This window comes from Sphingobium jiangsuense, assembly GCF_014196495.1.
Classification (GTDB): Bacteria; Pseudomonadota; Alphaproteobacteria; order Sphingomonadales; family Sphingomonadaceae; genus Sphingobium; species Sphingobium jiangsuense.
Window position 1 is genome coordinate 1 of sequence record NZ_JACIDT010000032.1, and the last position, 19643, is coordinate 19643.

Consider the following 19643-nt stretch of genomic DNA (forward strand, 5'->3'; position numbering starts at 1 on the left):
GTCGTTCCTCGCATGGGCGATCGTCAACAACAACCAGCCCGTTCCCGACGTGTTCTCCAAGATGACCAAAATCGCAGCTTCGGGCCGACTGGGCCGAACAGCACGAGGCCGATGAGGAACATGCGCCGGTGACCGATCCTGTCACCCAGCGTCCCGGTGCCGAGCAGCAGGCCGGCCATGACGAGGGGGTATGCGTTGATGATCCACAACCCTTGCGTTGCCGTCGCGCCAAGCTCGCGCGTCAGGGTAGGCAGGGCCGTGTAGAGGACCGAATTGTCCAGAACGATAAGCAGGAGACCGGCGGCGACGGTCACCAGAAGAACCCAGCGGTTCGAGTGGGCGGCAGGCATGATAGCACCATTCAGTGAGAGTAGCCAAACTTTACAGACAAGTTAGTAAAGTATCAAGCGCCTGCCCGTGAGGAACTTCAGACAATGGCCGACAGCGGGGCTTCGCATTCCGGGGCGCGATCAATTTGTCGCGAAATTCCTAAGTTGTGCGACAGCTTGCCGCCCTGCCCTTTCCCTGGCGTTTTGTGTCGCGTGTTTTAGTTGCATGAAATAGAATACCTGCGACTAGAACCGGAGACATTACGCCATGAAAGACAAGAGCGCCGCCGCTGGCCTACTGCTGGGATATGCCCGCGTCAGCACCGACGACCAGGACTTGACCAACCAACGCGCCGAGCTGCACGCCGCAGGCTGCACGCGCATCTTTGCCGAGAAGATCACCGGCACCAGGCGCGACAGGCCCGAGCTGGCCCGCGTGCTCGATCACTTGCGCCCTGGCGACGTTGTGACCGTGACCAGGCTTGACCGCTTGGCCCGCAGCACCCGCGACCTGCTGGACATTGCCGAGCGTATCCAGGCGGCCGGCGCGGGCTTGCGCAGCCTGGCCGAGCCGTGGGCCGACACCACCACCCCGGCCGGGCGCATGGTTCTGACCGTGTTTGCCGGCATCGCCGAGTTCGAGCGTTCCCTAATCATCGACCGCACCAGGAACGGCCGGGAAGCGGCCAAGGCCCGAGGCGTGAAGTTCGGCCCGCGCCCTACCCTCACCCCGGCGCAGATCGAGCACGCCCGCGAGCTGATCGACCGTGACGGCCGGACGGTGAAGGAAGCGGCCGAGCTGCTGGCCGTGCATCGTTCGACCCTTTACCGGGCGCTGGCGCGTGGCGAGGAAGTGACAAAGACCGAGGCCCGCCGACGTGGTGCGTTCGCCGAGGACGCATTGAGCGAGGCCGACGCCCTGGCGGCCGTCGATGATGAACGCCAGGAAGAAGGCCCGGCATTCCTTGATGACGAAGGCCCGGCCGATGATCTGCCGCCGCCGCCGTATCGAACGCAGAGCCTGCCGCAAATCCTGGCCGCCCTCCCCGATGACGAGCTGGCGAGCTGGCCCGGCGAGCTGGCCGACCAGGAGCGGGAACGGCGGCGCAAAATTTAGCGGCTAAAGGCGCTTTTATGGATATTAAAAGAACCTTCAAAAGATGCCCTAAACCTATTGACGCCATCGCGTCAGGGCGGCACAATGTGGCACTGTAAGTTAATATCCTTTTGAGGTGCTATGTGATTATTACCGTAGGCAACACCAAGGGCGGCGTAGGCAAGACAACCCTTGCGGTTCAGATCGCCATTGCCCGCGCCCTGGCCGGGCGTGACGTGTGGCTGATCGACGGCGACCGGCAGGGAACCGCCGCCGCCGCTATCGCGGCACGGGCCGAAGCTGGCCGCCAGCCCGGCATCGCGTGCGCCCAGTATGCGGACGGCCCGGCCTTGCGCGGCCAAGTGCAACAACAGCGGGACAAGTGGCAAGACATCATCATTGACGCCGGCGGCCGCGACTCGACCGCGCTACGGGCCGCGCTGGTCTTGTCCGATGTTCTGCTGGTGCCATTCGCGCCGCGTTCCTATGACGTGTGGGCGCTGGACGATATGGCCGCGCTGGTCGATGAGGCCCGCAGCGTGCGCGACGGCCTGCGCTGCTATGCCGTGATGAACCAGGCCGACCCCGGCGAGCATTCGGCCGACAACGCCGACGCGGCCGCCGCCGTGGCGGAGGTTCCGCAATTCGAGTATCTGCCGACGCCCATCCGCCGCCGCAAGGCGTTCAGCAACGCCGGCGGCGCTGGCCTGGCCGTGGCCGAGCTGGCCCCACGCGACCCGAAAGCAATAGCCGAGCTTGATAGCCTAGTTGCATCGCTCTTTAATATCCAAAAAATCGCGTAACAGGAGCTTTAGAAATGGCAATCCAGCGCAAACCCAAGACCGGCCCCGCAGCGGCAGAAGATGCTTTCATCCAGGGCGCACCCGACGCTAAGACCGAGGCCACCCCGGCCGCCGTCTATGAGAAGGGCATTGCCAAGGGCAACAAGCGGCAGATCACCTTGACCATATCGCCCGAGCTGCTGCGTAAGGTCGATGAAGTCGCCAAGCGCACCGGCCAGGCCCGTGCCGCGATCATCAACATGGCGATTTTCAACGCATTGGAAGGCAATATTTTCCAGAGCTAAACAACCTTTCAAGAAGGTTCATTTAATATCCAAAGACATTTTTAGCGGCTAAAGGCAGGCACCATGAACAAGAAGCGGGATGGACAGGAGGCGCAACAGATCGGCGACATTTTGGGCGGCCTGATCGTGAAGGCGCAGGCCAAGGCAGAGGCCAAGACCAGGAAGCCCCGCGCCGGGGCCAAGATCACCCCGGCCGGCATCATCCTGACCGAGCAAGACCAGAAGCTGATCGAGGCCGGCGCAGAGATCGCCACCAACCCGCCGAGCGGCGAGGACATGGCTTTCACCCATGCCGTGCTGTGCCAGGTCGGTTTGCCGCGCTCAAAAGTCGAAGGGCGCGAGTTCATGCGCCAGTCCGGCGCTGCCTGGGTCAATGTGCAGGCCGGCTATCTGGACGAAGGAAAGGGGCCGGTGCTGCAACCTATCCCCTATGGCGTCATGCCGCGCCTGGCGCTTGCCTGGGTGTCCAGCTACGCCAAGCGAGACAACACGCGGGAAATCCCCATCGGTGACAGCGCGGCCGAGTTCTTGCGGCTCATGGGCATGGATGACCAGGGAGCGCGTTACACCACCTTGCGCCGTCAAATGCACGCCCTGGCCGCTTGCCGCCTGCAACTTGGATTCAAGGGGCGCACCTACAACGGCCAACCCGTCGAACAGTTCGATGCCTGGCTGGCGAATGGCGACGCGCAGCAGAAATCACTTTGGCCCGGCACGATGGTTCTATCAGAGGGCTATTTCAACTCGCTGATGGATAGCGCCGTCCCGCTGGACAATCGCGCCCTGATGGCCCTGAAAGGTTCCGCGCTTGCGCTGGACGTTTACACCTGGCTGGCCCACCGACTGCACCGCATCGAGGGCAGGGGCGTAACGCTGCACTGGAAGTCCCTGCGGGAGCAGTTCGCCCAGGAATACACCGGGAAGGATGCAGACAAGGACTTCAAGAAGAAGTTTGTGCCGGCACTCAAGAAGGTGCTGACCGTCTATCCGCAAGCGAAGGTGAAGCCCGTCACTGGTGGCCTGCTGTTGCTTGGCTCCCCGCCGCCCATTGCCCCTAAGAGCGGCGGGAAGTTTAGCTAAACTCCGATAGATCAGACCCCCCCACACGCAGCACACCGGCCGCCCGAGATCGAGGCGGCCGCGTCGTTTCTGGCCGATGCCCCCTCTTGGCGTCCAATCTGGGGATAAATCCTGTGGATAGCCGCACTTATCCACGTTAGATCAGACCCCCCCACCCCGATAGATCAGACCCCCCCACCCCCTGTTTTCTCCGATAGATCAGACCCCCCCAGGGTCGTTAGATCAGACCCCCCCTAAACCGGTACGGTTAAGCCTTTAAGTTTTTCCTATAAATACTTGCCTGTAATTGGCAGGCCAAATCTGTGGAAAAAACCGACCGACAGCGCGAACCGAACCACCGCAACGCCCTACGGGCGCGCCTGCCCTCCGGTCGCTTCGCTCCCTTCGCCCCGCCGCTTCGCGTCGGCCTATCAAATGGCTGGCCTGCGGCCAGGCATCTACCAGGCGCGGCACGCCGCGCCGGTGCCAGTTCCACCGCCTGCGCCCACATCCAGCACCGCGCCCGCTGAAAGGCCGTCAAAAGCGGTTTAGCAGTGAAAAGCAGGCAGGCCGACCGCCTGCGCTCAACTCGAACACCTGCGCGAGCTGGAAGGCCGCAAGGTTGAACGCCAAGAAAGAAGGGCCGCCAGGCTATCGAGCTGGCCAGCATCGCCACATCCGACGATGACGACCGCCAAGCAATGCGCCCAGGCCGCACAGGGACGCGCAGGAGGCGCGAAAGATGGCGAGGGTAGGGGATAGGTGCCGCCGACCCTAGAAAACGCCGCCACGGGCCACACAGGGCCGATTTTCGACCGTCACGCGCTCCCGGCCGGGCCGACCCCAAGAACTGGGCGAAAATAACCGCTTGCATAATAATAAGAAGAATAGTATTATTATTCTTATCTTATCCACCGGAGCCAAGGCCATGACGCAGCAAGCCCCCCAAATCCCCGCCGACGTGCGCGAGCGCATCATTGCCGCCGCCGCCGATCTTTTCGAGCAGTCGGGCCGCCAGACCATGCCCACGGTCGATGCCGTGCGCCGTGCCGCCCGCGTGGATATGAACGCCGCCAGTGCCGTGATGAAGGAATGGCGCAGGGCGCAGACGGCCCAGGCCGCGCCGGTGGCCGTGGCCGTGCCGGAATCCGTGCAGCAGGCCAGCAGCGCGGCCGTAGCGGCGATCTGGCAACAGGCGCAGGAGCTGGCGAACGAATCCCTGCGCAGCGCACAGGCCGCATGGGAAACCGAGCGGGTAGAGCAAGACGCCATGCGGCAAGAGCTGGCCGAGGCTTTCGAGCGTCAGGCCGGCGAGCTGGAAGCCCTGCAATCCCGCCTGGCGTCCATCGAGGCCGCCGAAGCGGCCGCACGCGGCGAAGCCGCCGAGCTGCGCGGCCAGTTGGCCGCCGCCCAGGAACAGGCACACACGGCCGAGGCACGCGCCCAGGAGATCGAGCGCCGCGCCGGTGAGCTGCGCACGGAGCTGGACAGGGCGCACCAGACCAGCCAGGCCGCCGCCGCCCAACTCGACCAGGTGCGCGGCGAGCTGGCGAAGGTGCAGGCCAAGGCCGAAGCCGACCAGGACGCGCACCAGGAACAACGCAAGGCCGCAGCAGCCGAAGCGCACCGCATCGCCGAACGCCTTACCGCCGCCCAGGCCGAACGCGACCAGGCCACGAAAGCCGCCGGGCAGGCACGCGAGGAAGCCGCACGCATGGCCGGGCAAATCGACACGCTCAAAGAGCAATCCGCCGCGCTGCTGGCGCGTATCACGCCAGCCGAAGCCAAGCCGACCAGGAAGAATCCCGGCGGCGAGTGAGTGCCCCCCAAGTGTCAAGATATGGCCGAACGAAAAGGCCGGGAATGCTGATGCGTTTCCCGGCCTTGATGTTGACATTTGAGGGGCGCTTTAGCGGCTAAAAAATATCCTTTGAATATTAAAGGCCGCTTTCTTCACTCTGCATTGCCATCGTTGTGCCGCCGCCAGGCGGCCAGGTCGATCACGTCCGCCGTGCGCTTTGTGGCGGCCTGCATCGGCGTAGGCGGCTTGACCCCGGCCGGTGCCGGGGCGCTGGCCTTCGACGGCCGGAACTGTCGCCACAGTTCCGCGAAGAACGACCAGACGAAGATGAAGGGCAGCAGCGGCAGCACCAGGACGAAGCCGACCAGGCGGGCCAGGGCGAGGCCGACCGGCCGCAGGAAGGCCAGCGGCCGGCGCAGCAGATCGAGCAGCGCACCGCCGACCAGCCACACCGGCGCGAACAGGACGAACACCGCCGCGAACAGGGCAGGGAACAGCCGCCGCAGGAACCACGCCAGGGCGATGACACCGAGAACCGCCGCGATGATGAACGCCATACGTCATCCCTCAGCTATGGTAGGGATTCGCATCGAAGCGCCCGGCATATTCGGAATCGGCCAAGTAGTTCAGCCGGTCGAGCAGGTAGGGGCGTTCCCCGCGCACCAGGACAATCGGATGCTCTGGCCCCAGGCGCATGACTTCATCCGGCGTCAGCAGTTCGCGCCCGGTGAATTGCTGGCTTGTGCCGGTGCTCTTGCCCCGGTTCATCGAGCCGCCGCCGCCTGATAGGCCGCTGCCGCTGTTCTTGCCGGTGTTTTCCGTCTCAAACTCAATCGTGGCTTTGCCCAGGCTGTCGCTGATGTATTTGGCCGTGTCGTAATCGTCCGTGCCAAAGAACGACTTTGCGCTGTTCGCCAGGAAGGTTTGCCACTTGGGATAGGTGCCTTTGAGCTGCGACAGGTCTTGAATGAACACCCAGAAGGCCAGGCCGTAGCCGCGCAGCAGTGAAACGGCATCCTCAATCTGTTTCATGTAGCCGAGCTGGCCGAACTCATCGAGCAGGAAGGCGACACGGTGCGCGGGCTGCACGTTGCTGGACGTGATGGCCGCAATTACCGAGCTGATGAACAGGCGCAGGAAGCGGGCATTAGGCCCGATGCGATTGGCGGGCATGACAAGATAAACCGTCATGGCCGTGGCCTTGATTTCCGACAGATCGAAGTCAGAGCGCGACAGCGCGGCCGCAATGCGTGGGTCATCCAGAAATGCCGTGTTCCGGCGTGCCGTCGAAAGCACCGAACCGCGCTCTTTGTCAGCCATGCCCATGAGCGTATTTGCCGCCCTGGCCGGGATGCCGAAGGCCGCCGTATCGTCGGCCGCCATTGCGCCCAACACGTCGAAGAACTCCGATTCCCCCGCCGTCAGCAGCCGCCGCAGTTCGCCCAGGTTCCGGCGTTCCGCGTCATCCAGCCCGGCAACGTGCAGCATCAAGCCTTGCAGGAAGTTCTTTGCCGATTCATCGAAATGCACGGCATCGCCCTTGCTCTCAGCGATCACCAGGGCATCGGCCAGGATGGCCGATTCACTCACACAATCCGGGTTCCACACGTCGAGCCGGTCAAGCACGTTGAAGGCCGCGCCGCCGTCGCCATTCACCGCGAACGGATCGACCGAATAGACCGCCTGGCCGAGCGCCCGCCGGGCGCGGGCCGTCACGGCCGCGTTTTCGCCTTTCACGTCCAGCACCAGGGCCGAGCCGGGATAGTCCAAGAGGTTCGGAATCACCGCGCCAATGCCCTTGCCGGAGCCGGTAGGGGCGACCGTCACGACATGGCCGACGAAGCGGAAACGGGCATCCATGCCGGCCAGCGCGTCAGGCACGCGGCCCAGGGCAAAACCGCCCGGCTTGCCGGGCGCGACCAGGTGGCCGCCCTGGCGGATTTCATCGACCGTTCCCCATCGTGCCGAGCCGTGCGAACCAAGCGGATGCGTGCTGCTGTTATCGACCGCAGCGGCCGCAGCACCGGCGGCCGCGACCGGCCCGGAGGGCTGCACCTGGCCGCGCAGGTTTTCGATTGTCCCGCCAAGGATGCGCAGCCGTTTCCCGGTCGGAGATTCGGCACCAACCACGCCAGCCAGCCAGCCGAACACCCGGCCCGCGTTCAGATACGTTGCCACCGTTCCGGCGACCGTCGCGGCGAGGATGAACCAGCCCGGAATGAACGGCGCGAACACGAGCAGAAGCAACATGCCGACCGATGGAACGAGGAAGGCCAGGCCAACGGCCGTGCCGACCGTGACCGGGTTTTGTCGGCGCTTGTGCGCCATCCAGGCACCGATAAAGCAGACCGTTACCAGGTAGAACAACCAGCCACCGAAAGCGGCCTTGATGCGCGTGCCGAAGCCGCCGAAATAGCCGCCCATTGTCGAGCCGCCGAGCTGTTCCATGCGTTCCGCCGTGCGCTGTTCCATTTGGCCGCGATATTCGGCCAGCACCTTATCGGCTTCTGCCGTGCCAACGCCCTTGCCGAACTCAATGCCCCGCGTCACCGACTGCTGAACCACATTGACGCCAGCCGTAGCCGCCGCCGCTGGCCGTTCGCCGTCCAGGCCCGCCAGAATCCGGGCGCTGAAATCGTCCAGGCTACCCGCCGAGGCAAGGCCCGAATTCTGTAAGAAAAGGCCCAAATCGTTGCGATACAGGCTCAGGATATTTGCCGCGCCTGGTGCGTTCCGGTTCGCCACCGCAGCGGCTTCCAGTTCCTTCAACACCGGCAGCAATTCGGCCCACTTGTCCCGGTAGGCTTGCCAATTCCCGGCGTTCGTCGCCATCGACAAATCTTGCTGCCCAATGTCGAGCTTTTGCAGGTTTGTTTCCCAAGTCTGGAAAGCCGTTTCCTGCGCGTCACAAACGCGCTTCACCCAGGCATCTACATCTTCCGCGCCGTAGAACTTCGCGGCCTCTGCTGCCGGGTTGCATTCGGGGAAAACGCGAGCGTGCGCCGTGTTTGCCAACGACAACACGAACACCCCGAAAAACACCGCCACCACGGCGGCCCACATTCTCGAAAGTAAATCTTTCACGTCCATCATGTTTCACCTCTATGTCAGGTCACAAATTGACGGCTAGGAACGGTTGCCGCCGTCCTCTCCATCATCGGAAAAAGCCTCATCGCCAGCCGCTTCAAAACGCGCCTTTGTGGCGTCAGCGTTCGGCCCTTTGAGCGCACCAGCCGCTAGGGTTAAAGCGCCCAAGATCACGGATGCCGGATAGTCCGCCATACCGGACTTGATGACCAAGCCGCCTAGCTGGATTTTCCGGCGTGCATCTTCTCTCCTGGCGTTCATCCGCAAGCGTCCTAAGTTGCGTTCAATCTGCGCTAGGCGTTGCCGCCACCGAAGCAGCTTGCTTGCCTTCGCTTTTGCGAAATTTTGAGGCGATAGCCTCAAACTCCTTCCGCAGTTGAGCATCATCTATTTCGAGATCACCAAGACCGGCGGCAATGGCAATCTTGCCGATTTTCTCGGCTGCCTTGTTTTCCAGATCGGCCAGTTCTGACTTGATGCGGTTCAGTTCGGCCAGCTTGTCGGCCTTGCGTTCGGATAGGGTTTTGCGTGCCATCGTTACAGCTCCTTTCGAGATTGTGGGTTATGCGCACACGATCTTACCACCGGCGAGGCTGGCGGGGAAGGCACGGCGCTGGTATAGTCATGGAGCGGAAGCGAAATGCGCACTTACGGGTTGCTGCGCAACCCTTGTCCGGCAGGGGATACCCCTGCACCCCTTTTAGCGGCTAAAACGCCAAGGGAAAAAATGGCGATCTACCACCTAAACACGCACACGATAGGACGGGCAGCCGGGCATAGCGCCGTGGCCGCTGCCGCCTATCGTTCCGCGTCGTCGCTGGTAGATGAGCGCACCGGGGAAGCGTTCGACTTCACCCGGAAGGGCGGCGTTCTTTCGTCGGAGATCGTCACGCCCGAAGGCGTGCCAGTTCCCGAGCGTGCCGCCTTGTGGAATGCCGCCGAGGCCGCAGAGAAGCGCAAAGATGCGCGAGTGGCCCGCGAGTGGCGGGCGGCCCTGCCGCATGAGCTGAACGACGCCGACCGTAAAGAGCTGGCAACGCGCATGGGGCAGGCCATCGCCGACCGCTACGGCGTGGCCGTGGATGTTTGCATTCACGCGCCCGACAAGGACGGCGACGACCGGAATTTTCACGTTCATATGCTGGCGACTACGCGCACCATTGGCGAGGATGGAACGCTAGGCGCAAAGGCCGTCATTGAGCTGGCAAACAAGGACAGGCAGAAGGCGGGCATTCCCGGCACAAGCCAGGGCGACATTACCGATATTCGCAGGCAATGGGCCGAGCTGACAAACGAGGCGCTAGAGCGTGCCGAAATCAGCGCCCGCGTAGATCATCGGAGCTATGCAGATCAAGGCGTGGAACTCACGCCGACCAAGCACATAGGCCGCGATGCCGTGGCGATGGATAGGCGCGGACTGGACGCCGACCGCATCGACATTCACAACGCCGACCGGCAGGAACAGGCGCAGCAAATCACCGAGCGCCCGGAGATCATCCTAGACAAGATCACGGCAACGCAGGCCGTTTTCACACGCCGCGATATTGCCGCCGAGCTGAACCGCTACATTGACGACGCCGACCAGTTCCAGGGCTTGCTTACCAGGCTGGAAAATTCGCCGCTTCTGGTCGAGATGGAACCGGCCAGTGGGCGCGAGCCGGCGAAGTTCTCCACCCGCGAAATGATCGACACCGAGCGCGGCATGGTGGACAGCGCCGAGCGTCTGGCACAGGCAGGGCGGCATGGTGTTTCTAGCCCGATCACGAACGCCGCCATTGATGGCGCTGGCACCCTATCGACCGAGCAGCAAAACGCCGTCCGGCACGTCCTCAAACCGGGCAGCCTGGCCGTAGTCATCGGCGATGCTGGAACGGGTAAATCTTTCAGCATGAAGGTAGCCCGCGAGGCGTGGCAGGCGCAGGGCTTGAACGTGCGCGGCGCAGCCTTGGCGGGCAAAGCCGCCGACGAATTGCAGGCGGGCAGCGGCATCGACAGCCGGACGCTTGCCAGCCTTGAATTTGCTTGGAAGAACGGAAAAGACAAACTCACCAGCCGCGACGTTCTGGTGATCGACGAAGCGGGGATGATCGGCAGTCGCCAGCTTGGCCGCGTTCTGAAATCCGCCGAGCAGGCCGGGGCAAAAGTGGTCTTGCTTGGCGACGATAAGCAGCTTGCCGCCATCGAGGCGGGCGCGGCTTTCCGGGGCGTTGTGCAGCATGTTGGCGCGGCAGAAATCACCGAGGTTAGACGCCAGAAAGAGGCATGGGCGCGGGAGGCGGGCCAGCAGTTTGCCCGTGGTTCCGTGGCCGATGGCCTGGCGGCCTACGCCGAGCGCGGACACGTCCAGATTCACGACAGCCGGGACGCTGCACGCGACGGCCTGGCGGCCGCCTATGTCGGCGATCAGGGCAAGGGTAGCCAGATCATCCTTGCCCACAGCAATAAGGACGTTCAGGCGCTCAATGAAGCCGTGCGCGAGGCCCGCAAGGAACGCGGCGAGCTGCGCGGCACGGCCCGCTTTATGGCCGAGCGTGGAGGCAGGGAATTTGCCCCAGGCGACCGCATTGTGTTCCTGAAAAATGACCGTGATCTAGGCGTGAAGAACGGCACCCTTGGCACCGTCGAGCGTGCCGAAGATGGAAGCCTGGCCGTGCGTCTGGACAGCGGCGAAGCGCGGCAGGTGCAGGCGTCCCAATATGCCGCCGTCGATCACGGTTACGCCGTCACGATTCACAAGGCCCAGGGCGTCACCGTCGATAGGGCTTACCTGCTGGCGACCCCCGGCATGGATAGGAGCCTTGCCTATGTCGGCATGACCCGGCACCGCGAGGCGGCGACCCTGTTTGCAGGAGCCGACGACTTCACCGACCGCCGCGCCGGCCGCCTGGTCGATCATGGCGCAGCGCCCTACGAGAACAAGCCGGAGAACCGGGCCAGCTACTTTGCCACCTTGGAGAACGACAAGGGCGAGCGGCACACCATTTGGGGCGTCGATCTTGAACGCGCCATTGCATCCAGCGGCGCGAAGCGCGGCGACCGTATCGGCTTGGAGCATGGCGGCTCTGAAACCGTGCGCCTGCCGGACGGCACGACCGCCGAGCGCAACACCTGGCACGTTCGCGGCGCGGCCGAGCTGGCCGCCGGGAAGCTGGCCCAGGTGCTGGGCCGTGAGCGCCCGAAAGAAAGCACGCTGGACTTTGCCGACCGGCGCGGCTTCGACGGTGAAAGCGTGGTGCGCCGCTGGCTGGAACGTGGCCGCGCCAAGGTGTCGGCACTGGCCGGGAAGATGCGCGATGCCCTGCGCCGCAATCTGGAACGCCACGGCCGCCCCGACCTCATGCCCGCGACCGACATTGCAGGCAAGCCGACCATGCAGCGGCCGGAGCAGATCGAGCGCACGCCAGAGGACGAGAAGAAGCGCCGGGCGGCCGAAATCGCGGCGAAGTTCCGGCAGCAGGTCAGCCAGGAACGCGGCGAGGTGGCAGCGCCGCAGCAGCGGCCCCAGGCGGAGCGCCCGGCACCCGACCCGCTGGCCGGATTCCGCGCCGGCATCGAGCGGGCCGAAGCCGCAGGCGGTGGCCTGGCGCTGGACGTGGCACGCGCACAGCTTGCCGTCGCCCAGGAGTTCCAGGCGGCCGGGAAAGACCCCCGGCACCATTCGGCGGCGATCATGCAGGAAGGCCAGCAGCGGGCCTTTGCGGGCCTGGCGCAGCAGGGCCAGGCCAAGGCCGAGCCGGAGCGCCCGGCACCCGTCCAGGTCAGCGAACAGGCCCGCAAGGTTGCCGAGGGGCAGGCACGCCAGGAAGTCAGCCGGTTTAAGACGCTGGCCGCTGGCCGCCGCAACAACATTGCCGGTTTCACCGACCGCAGCCCGTCGAAGTGGCAGGCATTGCCCGGCGAGCTGCGCGAGCGCATCGAGCGGTTCAACGCCATGCCAGAACAGCGCCGGGCGGTCGAGCTGGACAAGATGCAGAACGAGCTTGCCGAGCGTTACGCCCGCGACCCCAGGGCGGCGCAGCGTGACCGCGAGCAGTCCAGGCAGCGCGACGGTTATAGCCGGTAAATGATTTATTTGGATATTAAAAGAACTTGTTTTGACGGTTTTTGTAGTATCCTTAAACGAGCAATAGGGGTTTTACGCCAGGAGGAAAGACGATGAGCACCGAACCGACGAACGAAGAACTTGCCAAGAGCTATGCAACGAAGATCGAGCAGGCCCAGGAGCGCCGCGAGGCGAAAGACCAGGAGCGGCTAGAGCGGCACGGCCAGGCGGCCGCGCTGGCGTCGCAGAACATCGAGGCCGAGCAGCCGCAGGCCAAGCAGGCCCAGGGCTTCGAGCTGGACGCGCAGAACCAGGACAGCGCCGAGCAGCGCAACGACCGCAACGAGATCAACGGCCAGCAGGCAAAGACGCTGGCAAAGGAATTGAACCGGGACAACGAGAACGGCGACCAGGTGAAGCAAGCCAGGGCGCGGGAAATCGCCGAACGGTTCAAGGAAAAGGCGGCACGCGACCGGGAGCAGTCCCGCAGTTTCAGCCGCTAAAAAGCGGTGCCCAGGAAGGCGGCAACCCGCCTGGACACCTGACCACAACCCACCTGACATAGAGGTGAAATCATGGCTACTTGCAATGTTACCGGCGGCACCCGCCGCGACCTAACGAAATATCGGATTACCTTTGCCCTTTCGCTGGCCGTCCTGATCGGCACCGGCGGCATGTTCTGGCACGCCTACCGGACGCACGCCGGTTGGCTCAATTCCGGTGATGTCGCCGTGCGCGATGCCATCATGGACGGCACCATCCAGCCGCCGGCCGATGGTAAGGAGGGCGCACGATGAAGGCGCAGACCTGGCGACGTGCCGCCCTGGCGGCCTACATCCTGGCGGGCGCATCCTTGACCGTGGCGGGCTATACCGTCGCCACGACCGAGGCGAACGCGAACGCCCTTTATCGCTTCGCCGAGCACGACAACGACGCCTATTCAGCCCGGAGCCGGAGCATTGCGGAAGGCATCACCGCCGCCGCCTTGCGAGGCCAGGGCGACGGCGTGCCGGATGCCGCCGACTGGCCGCGCATCATTCCCCAGGTCATCCCGTCCGCCGTGAATGTGGCCGCCCTGCCCTTTGTCACCAGGCCGGACAATGAAAGCCGCGTCTGGCTTGTTCCTGGCGTTCAATCCAACCCGGCGACGGCCACCCTTGGCGCTGTCCGCTTCTGGCTGAAAAGCCGCGACCAGGAGCCGCGCCACTGGCAGACCATCGGCAGCGGCGCGTTTATCGCAGATGGCCGCTATGTCCTCACCGCCGCCCACGTCATCGACGGCAAGAGCGGCTATCGCGTGCAGACGGCCGCCGGGCGCTGGCTGGATGCCGAGCTGATCGGCCTTGACCTACGGCGCGACGTGGGCGTGTTGCGCGTCAGCGAACCCGGCCAGCCGATCAAGACGGGAGCCATGCCGATTCAGGGCCAGCCGGTATTGACCATCGGCGCACCTGGCGGCCGTGGGTTCAGTGTGAGCGCGGGCATTGTGAGCCGGTATGCAGAAAGCGCCCGGTTTTCCGCTGATGAAGCCTTGCAGATCGACGCGCCCGTGACTGGCGGCAACTCGGGCGGGCTTGTCGTCAGTGCGAGAGGTGAAGCGGTCGGCGTGGTCAGCCATTCCGATGCCGCCTTTACCCAGGCCGTGCCGATCGGCACGGCGCTGGCCGTGGCAACGGAGCTGATCGAGCGCAGCCGGTAAAAGCCTTCCAGAAACTCGAAGGCCGGGCGCTTGCGCCCAGGTCGATACCGGACGCCGCCGGCGTTCCGATGAACCCCAACCTTTGGAGCAACAGCTATGAAACTTCGCAATTCCTTCCCTCTGGCGGCCGTGGCCGCCCTTCTGATGGCTTCGACCGCGCACGCCGGCCAGGATGCCGACGCGGCCCGCTTCTCGATCATGGCCCCCGTCCAGGCGGCTTATGACGCCTACCAGGTCACGGCGAGCCGGGCGCAGAACACAATGGACAGCATCGAGGCCGAGCTACGCGAACCCGGCTTGTCGGCCGAGCGGCGCGAGCTGCTGGCGGTATCGCTTGCCACCCTTCGCGCCCGCGAGGCGGCCGCATTGGAGAGGCTGCACGCTGAATCAGCCCTGGCACAGTTGAAGATGGCAGACTGGAACGCGAGCCGGTAACGGCGACCAGGAACAAGAAGGGCGGCCACTGGCCGCCCTTTTCACGTCTGGATCTTGCATCGTCATTCCTGGCGATGAGATCCACCGGCGCGGCCGTCATCGTCATTCCTGGCGATGTTGGCCAGCCCCTCGCCTTCCAGCGTTTCACAGGCCGGCCACTCGCGGCCAACGGCGGGCGCATCGACCCATTCCCGTTCTTCTGCTGGCAGCGGGTACGCGCCAGACGCTTCGGCTTCGGCCAGCAGCTCATCGAGCGTGTAGCGCGGGCGGCTCATCGGCGGGCCTCATCGAGCCAGGCCAGCGTTTCAGTTTCGCGGGCGGCCACGCGGGCCACCAGCTCGCGCACCAGGGCGGCCAGGCTCATGCCGTGCGCTTCCGCGACGGCGGCCGCTTCGGCTTTCACGTCCGCAGGAACGGCGGCGCTGATGGTGGCGGCTTTATTGCTCATTGGCGAAATTCGATTTTCAGGCTTGGGTCGGTTTCGACTTCTTCCACAATCTCGTTATAGCGCGTCACCACTTCACCCACAGCCACGCGCCGGCCTTCGGCAGCGAACTTGCCCAGCTCGTAGAGGTTCAGGGCTACGAACTGTTCAACCTCGAAAACGTCGATGCGTTCGCCCAGGCCGGCATTTTCGGCCAGCCCTTCGGCGACCGTCAGACCCCGCGCCGTCGTAACGATGATCGGCCGGTGGCCGTCGTCGATGTTGTCGCGGCAACGTCCAATGACCGCTTCGCCGGGCGCCGTGGTGACATGGATAGCCACATCACCAATGAAGAAATCGCCATTGCGGCCCGATTGAGCGTCAGACGTTGAAAAGCTGTTGTGATCGAACTGGCCGGCACCCAGGGCGCAATCGAGCTTGGCCCCTACCAGGTGTTGCAGCACCGCGCCGGCATACTGCATCCCCGGCGTGTTGCGTTGCCGTTCTTCGGCTTGGGCGATCATGTCGCGCACCAGCGTTCGCAGGCTGCGCGAGGCATCCAGGCGAATCTTGAACGGCTTGGCCGAAAAGAACTCATGCACGCGCTCAATCCAGAACGCTTCAACGGCATCGAGATCGACCGCACCGGCGGCGGCCAGGCCGTTGAGGAAGGCCACATATTCGCGCATGTTGCTGATGCTGCCGCGACTGGTGCGGCCGCCTTCAGCGGCTAAAACGCGGGTAATGTCGTGGCGGTTCAGAACCGCTTGCACAGCGCCACGGCCCAGGCCGAGAACCTGGCCGCCGGCTTCGGTCAGCAGCTCGTCAGGGTTGAGCGGCAGCCCCTTTCGGGCGTGCTGCGTGACGACCAGCGCAACGCACAGCGGGCCTTTGCGGTTGAATTTCCGATCTTTGTTGAAGTCCCGCAGGGCCGTTACTAAGTCCGTCATTACGCCGCCTTCTTCTCGACCGCCAGGGCCGCCGCTAACAGCGGTTCTAGGATATGTGCGGCCAGGAAGCGCACGACCGGCACGGCCACGCCATCGCCGGCCAGGTGATAAGCATCGTTGTAATTCTTGGGCAGCGCGTAGGTGTCCGGCAAGCCCATGAGGCGGGCCGCTTCACGCGGCGACAGCAGACGCGAACGAACGCGCTTGCCCTCAATCACCATGATGGTTTGACGGCTTGAACCGCCGGTAGGCGTGCGCAGGCAACCGGCCACGTCATCGAAACGGATTTCGGCGCGTTGCACCTTCTCGCCGTGCGGGCCATCGGCGCGGGTGCGCTTGTAGATCGTGCCGACCTGGCGGCCACCGGCTTTCTTGGCGGCTTCAACTTTCGCCAGGTTTAGCGGGTTCATCATGCCGAGCAGCTTCTTTGTTTCGGCGGCCGTGTGCCAGGTGACGCCGTGCGGCTTATCTTCCACCAGGTCGGCAAAGATCGACGTGCGGGCCGGAGGCGCCGGCAGGCGCCACCATTCCCAAGAGCTTTGCGCACGCTTCGAGAGCTTGCCGTAAGCCTCGACCAGCGCGGACGGATGCCATTCCCCTTCCGGGCCGCTGGCGACCAGGGCGCGAGGAATTGGCGAGGATTTGCGCACGCCGATGATGAACAGCCGTGGCCGCGACTGCGGCAGGAAATGAACGGCGTTAATGACCACGGCACCGAACCGATAGCCGTTGTTCGACAGGGCCGAGCTGATCGCGGCAAAGTCTTTGCCATCGTGCGAGCTAAGGGCGCCGCATACGTTTTCCAGCACCACCAGGCGCGGCGCTCGATCTTCATCCCCCAGGGCTTTGATGAGCTGCCAGAACGGCCAGAAAGTGCCGGAGCGGTCGCCTTTGAGGCCAGCACCGGCACCGGCTAGGGAAAGGTCTTGGCAAGGGAACGAGGCCCAAGCCAGGTCAGCGCCGGCCGGTAGGTCGGCCGTAGTCAGTGCGGCCACGTCGCCGACGCGCAGATGATCGGTGCCCCAATTCGCGGCGTAGCTGGCCGCCTTCTTTGGGTCGAAGTCATTGGCGAGCAGGCATTGCCAGTCGGGGCCAAGGCCAGCGCGGGCCATGCCGCCACCGGCGAAAAATTCATAAAAATTAGCCATTGGCTCCCCCTGCACCTTGCGGGTGCGATGACGAAGCGAGACGCCCCAGGCGTTCCGTCACGGCTTCGGTAATCCAAGTGTTGCGCGATACGCTGCCGGCCCGGCGCGAGCATTCGGCATCAATAGCTTTCAGTACCTCGGGAGGGAGGCGCAGATTGATGCGCTCCAGCGCACTAGAACGCGAATCTTTACGGGCGGCTTTCATAGGCGCCATTGTGGCGCCATCGTGACTCAAGGCCAAGGTATTTATTGTAAATGTCGCATAAGTCCTGATTTTGCTGTTGCCGCGTTTCCTGCCCTTCTCGGCCGACACCCATGTTGCGGCGACCGTCATAGGTCAGGACCGATGGAACGCCGGCGTCACCATGATGCGGGTGGCCGATCCCCGAAGCTGGCGCGGCGTGGCCGATTCCTCGCAGCTCGTGCGCGACAATGCCGAGGCGATCGGGCAATGCGCCGAGGCCGCGCGCACGGCCGGTTCAGATCAGCAATGCACCATCACCGTGAAAGCGCCGGCAGCACCGGCGCAGTAGGGTTGTGGGGGGACACCAGTTATTTCGGGAGGTTTTCTTCCGCCTCAACAGGTCCGGCGGCCATCGCGACGAGGCGCGCCGCGATACGCTTGCGCAGTTGCTCGGGGAGCGGGCGCGACGACAGCGCCTCGTGAATCCACAGCCCATCGGCGGCAAGGCGCGAAATGAACCTGTCCAACTCGGCAGCGTCGTTTCCAATCGGCGCAGGAGGTGCCCAGCGGTCGATGACCTGTTGCCACAGATCGCCAAGCTGCCGATTGTCGGAGCTTTCCAGCATGAGCAGCAGTTCGACCCGCCGGGCAGCTCTTGCGCAGGTGTTGATGTAGGCGGCGTGTCGTTCGGCGTCTGTCGCCCTGTCCGAGGTGTTGCCGGCGCTCGCTTCCAGCTCCTGTTCCCATGAGCGAGTCAGATGCTCATGGGTGGCGAGGATCAGGGCTTCGCGCGACGGGAAATGATACAGAAGGCCGGCGCGTGTCATGCCGGTTTCGAGCGCTACGGCGTCGAGGGTGACGGCGGTGAGGCCGTCACGCTCGATGATGCTCACAATGGCTTCAAGCACTTCGAGGCGCTTGCTGGCTCTCGCCATGTCGGCTTCCTTAGTGTTGTGTGGGATAGGCTGACGATTGCGAGCCGGGACCGTAGCGCCGCAACAGGATGCCGGTGATCAGGGCACCCACGGCCAGAACACCCGCCGCCACGTACATGACGACCGTATAGGCGTGGTCGAATGCGATTCCTGCCGCTTGACGCACGACAACACCATCGGCCCCCGCCTCGTTGGCAAAGACCAGCGCCGACGCCATGCTGTCGCGGGCCGCTTCCGAGGTTCCGGCGGGGAACACGACGTTGACCGTATAGAGGTAGGCCAAAAGACTTCCGAGAATTGTGACAGCGAACAGACTGCCAAACTCGTAGGACACTTCCTCGACCGACGACGCCATGCCGGCGCGATGCACAGGCACATTGCCCACAATAGCCGTTGATGCCACCGACATTGTTGCACCTACGCCGGCACCGGTCAGCGCCAGACCGGCGATCAGCCAGCCAAGGCCATGAGTGATGCCCCATGTCGCAAGCAGGACCGCCAGCGATCCCGCCGCAAGCCCGCCAGCTATAAGGATACGTAGGCCAATACGATGCAGGAATGCACCACCGAGCAGCGCAGTCGGCAATGATCCGAGCGCCGCCGCCGAAACCAGCATCCCGGCTTCCAGCGGCGTGAAGCCCGCAACGAGCTGGAAGCGTTGCGTCGTAGCAAGCTCAACACCGCCGATGGCGAACAGGGAGAACGCGGCCGCTAGAACGCCCGATGTGAACGCGGCATTGCGGAAGATCGAGAAGTCGAGCAGCGGGAACGGCAGGCGCAGTTGCCGGCGGACGAACAGCGCTCCGGCGAGGATGGCAACCAGCAGCGAAATAGCGGGGACGGCCCACGACTGCCCGGCATGGGCAGATTCCTTGATCGCGATCACAAAAGCCGACAGCGCCACCAATGCCTGAAACGACGACACCACGTCCCAAGGCTTGGTCGCATCGCCGGCCACCTTCGGCGCAACGATCAGCGCCGAAATGAAGGCAGCGACCACTACCGGCACATTGATGAGGAACACCGACCCCCACCAGAAATGGCCGAGCAGAAAACCGCCGATGATCGGTCCGAGCGCAGCGCCGACGACCGACAACGACCCCCAGATCGCAATGGCGATGTTGCGTTCCCGGTCATCCTCGAAGGTGACGCGGATGAGGGCGAGTGTCGCGGGCATCATCGCCGCCGCGCCGACCGCCAGAAAGGCCCGCGCCCCGATCAGGATTTCCGCTGTAGGCGAATAGGCCGCCACAATCGACGCGACACCGAACAGGCCCAGTCGGCCCGAAGCTGCGATTTTGGCCATGTTGAAGAACAAAGATTGAACATGGCGATCTACCAGGCTCGCTCTTGTCCTCCAATCTCGT

The 19643-nt window shown here is 64.1% G+C and carries 22 protein-coding genes; 11 read left to right on the top strand and 11 right to left on the bottom strand.

Going from position 1 to position 19643, the window contains the following annotated elements; all coding sequences use genetic code 11:
• Positions 1 to 23: 23 nt before the first annotated feature.
• On the bottom strand, positions 24 to 350 hold the full coding sequence (locus GGR43_RS22055) for an MFS transporter (protein ID WP_281392570.1): 327 nt from the start codon (positions 348 to 350) through the stop codon (positions 24 to 26).
• A gap of 247 nt (positions 351 to 597) precedes the next feature.
• Between GGR43_RS22055 and GGR43_RS22060 the strand changes: the two genes are divergently transcribed.
• The 5 genes from GGR43_RS22060 (at position 598) to GGR43_RS22080 (ending at position 5390) form a co-directional block, all read left to right on the top strand.
• Positions 598 to 1446: a recombinase family protein gene (locus GGR43_RS22060; protein ID WP_099533769.1), complete on the top strand. Its 849-nt coding sequence runs from the start codon at positions 598 to 600 to the stop codon at positions 1444 to 1446.
• Between the two features lie 122 nt (positions 1447 to 1568).
• Positions 1569 to 2228, top strand: coding sequence for an AAA family ATPase (locus tag GGR43_RS22065; RefSeq protein WP_099533767.1), 660 nt, complete (start codon positions 1569 to 1571; stop codon positions 2226 to 2228).
• A gap of 14 nt (positions 2229 to 2242) precedes the next feature.
• Entirely contained in the window at positions 2243 to 2512 is a 270-nt protein-coding gene (locus GGR43_RS22070; RefSeq protein WP_099533765.1) for a ribbon-helix-helix domain-containing protein, read from the top strand.
• A 63-nt stretch (positions 2513 to 2575) separates the two neighbouring features.
• Positions 2576 to 3592, top strand: a complete 1017-nt coding sequence (locus GGR43_RS22075) for a replication protein RepA (RefSeq protein WP_099533763.1) — start codon at positions 2576 to 2578, stop codon at positions 3590 to 3592.
• A 907-nt stretch (positions 3593 to 4499) separates the two neighbouring features.
• Positions 4500 to 5390 (top strand): DNA-binding protein, encoded by an 891-nt coding sequence (locus tag GGR43_RS22080; RefSeq protein ID WP_099533790.1) that lies wholly within the window; start codon positions 4500 to 4502, stop codon positions 5388 to 5390.
• A 134-nt stretch (positions 5391 to 5524) separates the two neighbouring features.
• Here the strand turns inward: GGR43_RS22080 and GGR43_RS22085 are convergent, their stop codons facing one another.
• The 4 genes from GGR43_RS22085 to GGR43_RS22100 are packed head-to-tail and all read right to left on the bottom strand — an operon-like array spanning position 5525 to position 8994.
• On the bottom strand, positions 5525 to 5929 hold the full coding sequence (locus GGR43_RS22085; RefSeq protein WP_099533788.1) for a hypothetical protein: 405 nt from the start codon (positions 5927 to 5929) through the stop codon (positions 5525 to 5527).
• Between the two features lie 10 nt (positions 5930 to 5939).
• Entirely contained in the window at positions 5940 to 8465 is a 2526-nt protein-coding gene (locus GGR43_RS23665; RefSeq protein WP_103261209.1) for a type IV secretory system conjugative DNA transfer family protein, read from the bottom strand.
• Between the two features lie 33 nt (positions 8466 to 8498).
• A complete protein-coding gene (locus GGR43_RS22095; protein ID WP_021011916.1) occupies positions 8499 to 8720 on the bottom strand; it encodes a conjugal transfer protein TraD in 222 nt (73 codons plus the stop codon).
• Between the two features lie 22 nt (positions 8721 to 8742).
• Positions 8743 to 8994 (bottom strand): TraC family protein, encoded by a 252-nt coding sequence (locus GGR43_RS22100; protein WP_082380654.1) that lies wholly within the window; start codon positions 8992 to 8994, stop codon positions 8743 to 8745.
• Positions 8995 to 9186: 192 nt separating this feature from the next.
• Between GGR43_RS22100 and traA the strand changes: the two genes are divergently transcribed.
• From traA to GGR43_RS22125, 5 genes are all read left to right on the top strand, one after another.
• The gene (gene traA / locus GGR43_RS22105) at positions 9187 to 12522 is read left to right on the top strand and encodes a Ti-type conjugative transfer relaxase TraA (RefSeq protein ID WP_099533783.1); all 3336 of its coding nucleotides are present in this window, start codon (positions 9187 to 9189) and stop codon (positions 12520 to 12522) included.
• A 92-nt stretch (positions 12523 to 12614) separates the two neighbouring features.
• Positions 12615 to 13004 carry a hypothetical protein gene (locus GGR43_RS22110; RefSeq protein ID WP_096035842.1) on the top strand — a complete coding sequence of 130 codons (390 nt, stop codon included), beginning with the start codon at positions 12615 to 12617 and terminating at the stop codon, positions 13002 to 13004.
• A gap of 72 nt (positions 13005 to 13076) precedes the next feature.
• Positions 13077 to 13298, top strand: a complete 222-nt coding sequence (locus GGR43_RS22115; RefSeq protein ID WP_099533781.1) for a hypothetical protein — start codon at positions 13077 to 13079, stop codon at positions 13296 to 13298.
• The gene (locus GGR43_RS22120) at positions 13295 to 14200 is read left to right on the top strand and encodes a S1C family serine protease (protein WP_099533779.1); all 906 of its coding nucleotides are present in this window, start codon (positions 13295 to 13297) and stop codon (positions 14198 to 14200) included. The genes GGR43_RS22115 and GGR43_RS22120 overlap by 4 nt, the downstream gene beginning before the upstream one ends.
• Positions 14201 to 14296: 96 nt before the next feature.
• The gene (locus GGR43_RS22125) at positions 14297 to 14635 is read left to right on the top strand and encodes a hypothetical protein (protein WP_034008300.1); all 339 of its coding nucleotides are present in this window, start codon (positions 14297 to 14299) and stop codon (positions 14633 to 14635) included.
• Positions 14636 to 14697: 62 nt separating this feature from the next.
• On the opposite strand, the gene GGR43_RS22130 is transcribed toward GGR43_RS22125, so the two are convergent.
• The 4 genes from GGR43_RS22130 to GGR43_RS22145 are packed head-to-tail and all read right to left on the bottom strand — an operon-like array spanning position 14698 to position 17157.
• Complete coding sequence (locus tag GGR43_RS22130; protein WP_099533777.1) at positions 14698 to 14910, bottom strand: hypothetical protein; 213 nt, start codon at positions 14908 to 14910, stop codon at positions 14698 to 14700.
• Positions 14907 to 15083, bottom strand: coding sequence for a hypothetical protein (locus tag GGR43_RS22135; protein ID WP_188073945.1), 177 nt, complete (start codon positions 15081 to 15083; stop codon positions 14907 to 14909). The genes GGR43_RS22130 and GGR43_RS22135 overlap by 4 nt, the downstream gene beginning before the upstream one ends.
• Positions 15080 to 16009: a DUF4928 family protein gene (locus GGR43_RS22140; protein WP_099533775.1), complete on the bottom strand. Its 930-nt coding sequence runs from the start codon at positions 16007 to 16009 to the stop codon at positions 15080 to 15082. The genes GGR43_RS22135 and GGR43_RS22140 overlap by 4 nt, the downstream gene beginning before the upstream one ends.
• Positions 16009 to 17157 carry a DNA cytosine methyltransferase gene (locus GGR43_RS22145; RefSeq protein WP_099533773.1) on the bottom strand — a complete coding sequence of 383 codons (1149 nt, stop codon included), beginning with the start codon at positions 17155 to 17157 and terminating at the stop codon, positions 16009 to 16011. Before GGR43_RS22145 ends, GGR43_RS22140 begins: the two co-directional genes overlap by 1 nt.
• A gap of 281 nt (positions 17158 to 17438) precedes the next feature.
• Here GGR43_RS22145 and GGR43_RS22150 point away from each other — a divergent pair, with 281 nt between their 5' ends.
• Positions 17439 to 17690 (top strand): DUF6118 family protein, encoded by a 252-nt coding sequence (locus GGR43_RS22150; RefSeq protein WP_243771132.1) that lies wholly within the window; start codon positions 17439 to 17441, stop codon positions 17688 to 17690.
• A 19-nt stretch (positions 17691 to 17709) separates the two neighbouring features.
• Here GGR43_RS22150 and GGR43_RS22155 read toward each other — a convergent pair whose 3' ends face one another.
• Positions 17710 to 18276, bottom strand: a complete 567-nt coding sequence (locus GGR43_RS22155) for a TetR/AcrR family transcriptional regulator (RefSeq protein WP_008786762.1) — start codon at positions 18274 to 18276, stop codon at positions 17710 to 17712.
• A 10-nt stretch (positions 18277 to 18286) separates the two neighbouring features.
• A partial coding sequence (locus GGR43_RS22160; RefSeq protein WP_246343984.1) for an MFS transporter occupies positions 18287 to 19643 on the bottom strand: 1357 nt, incomplete at its 5' end.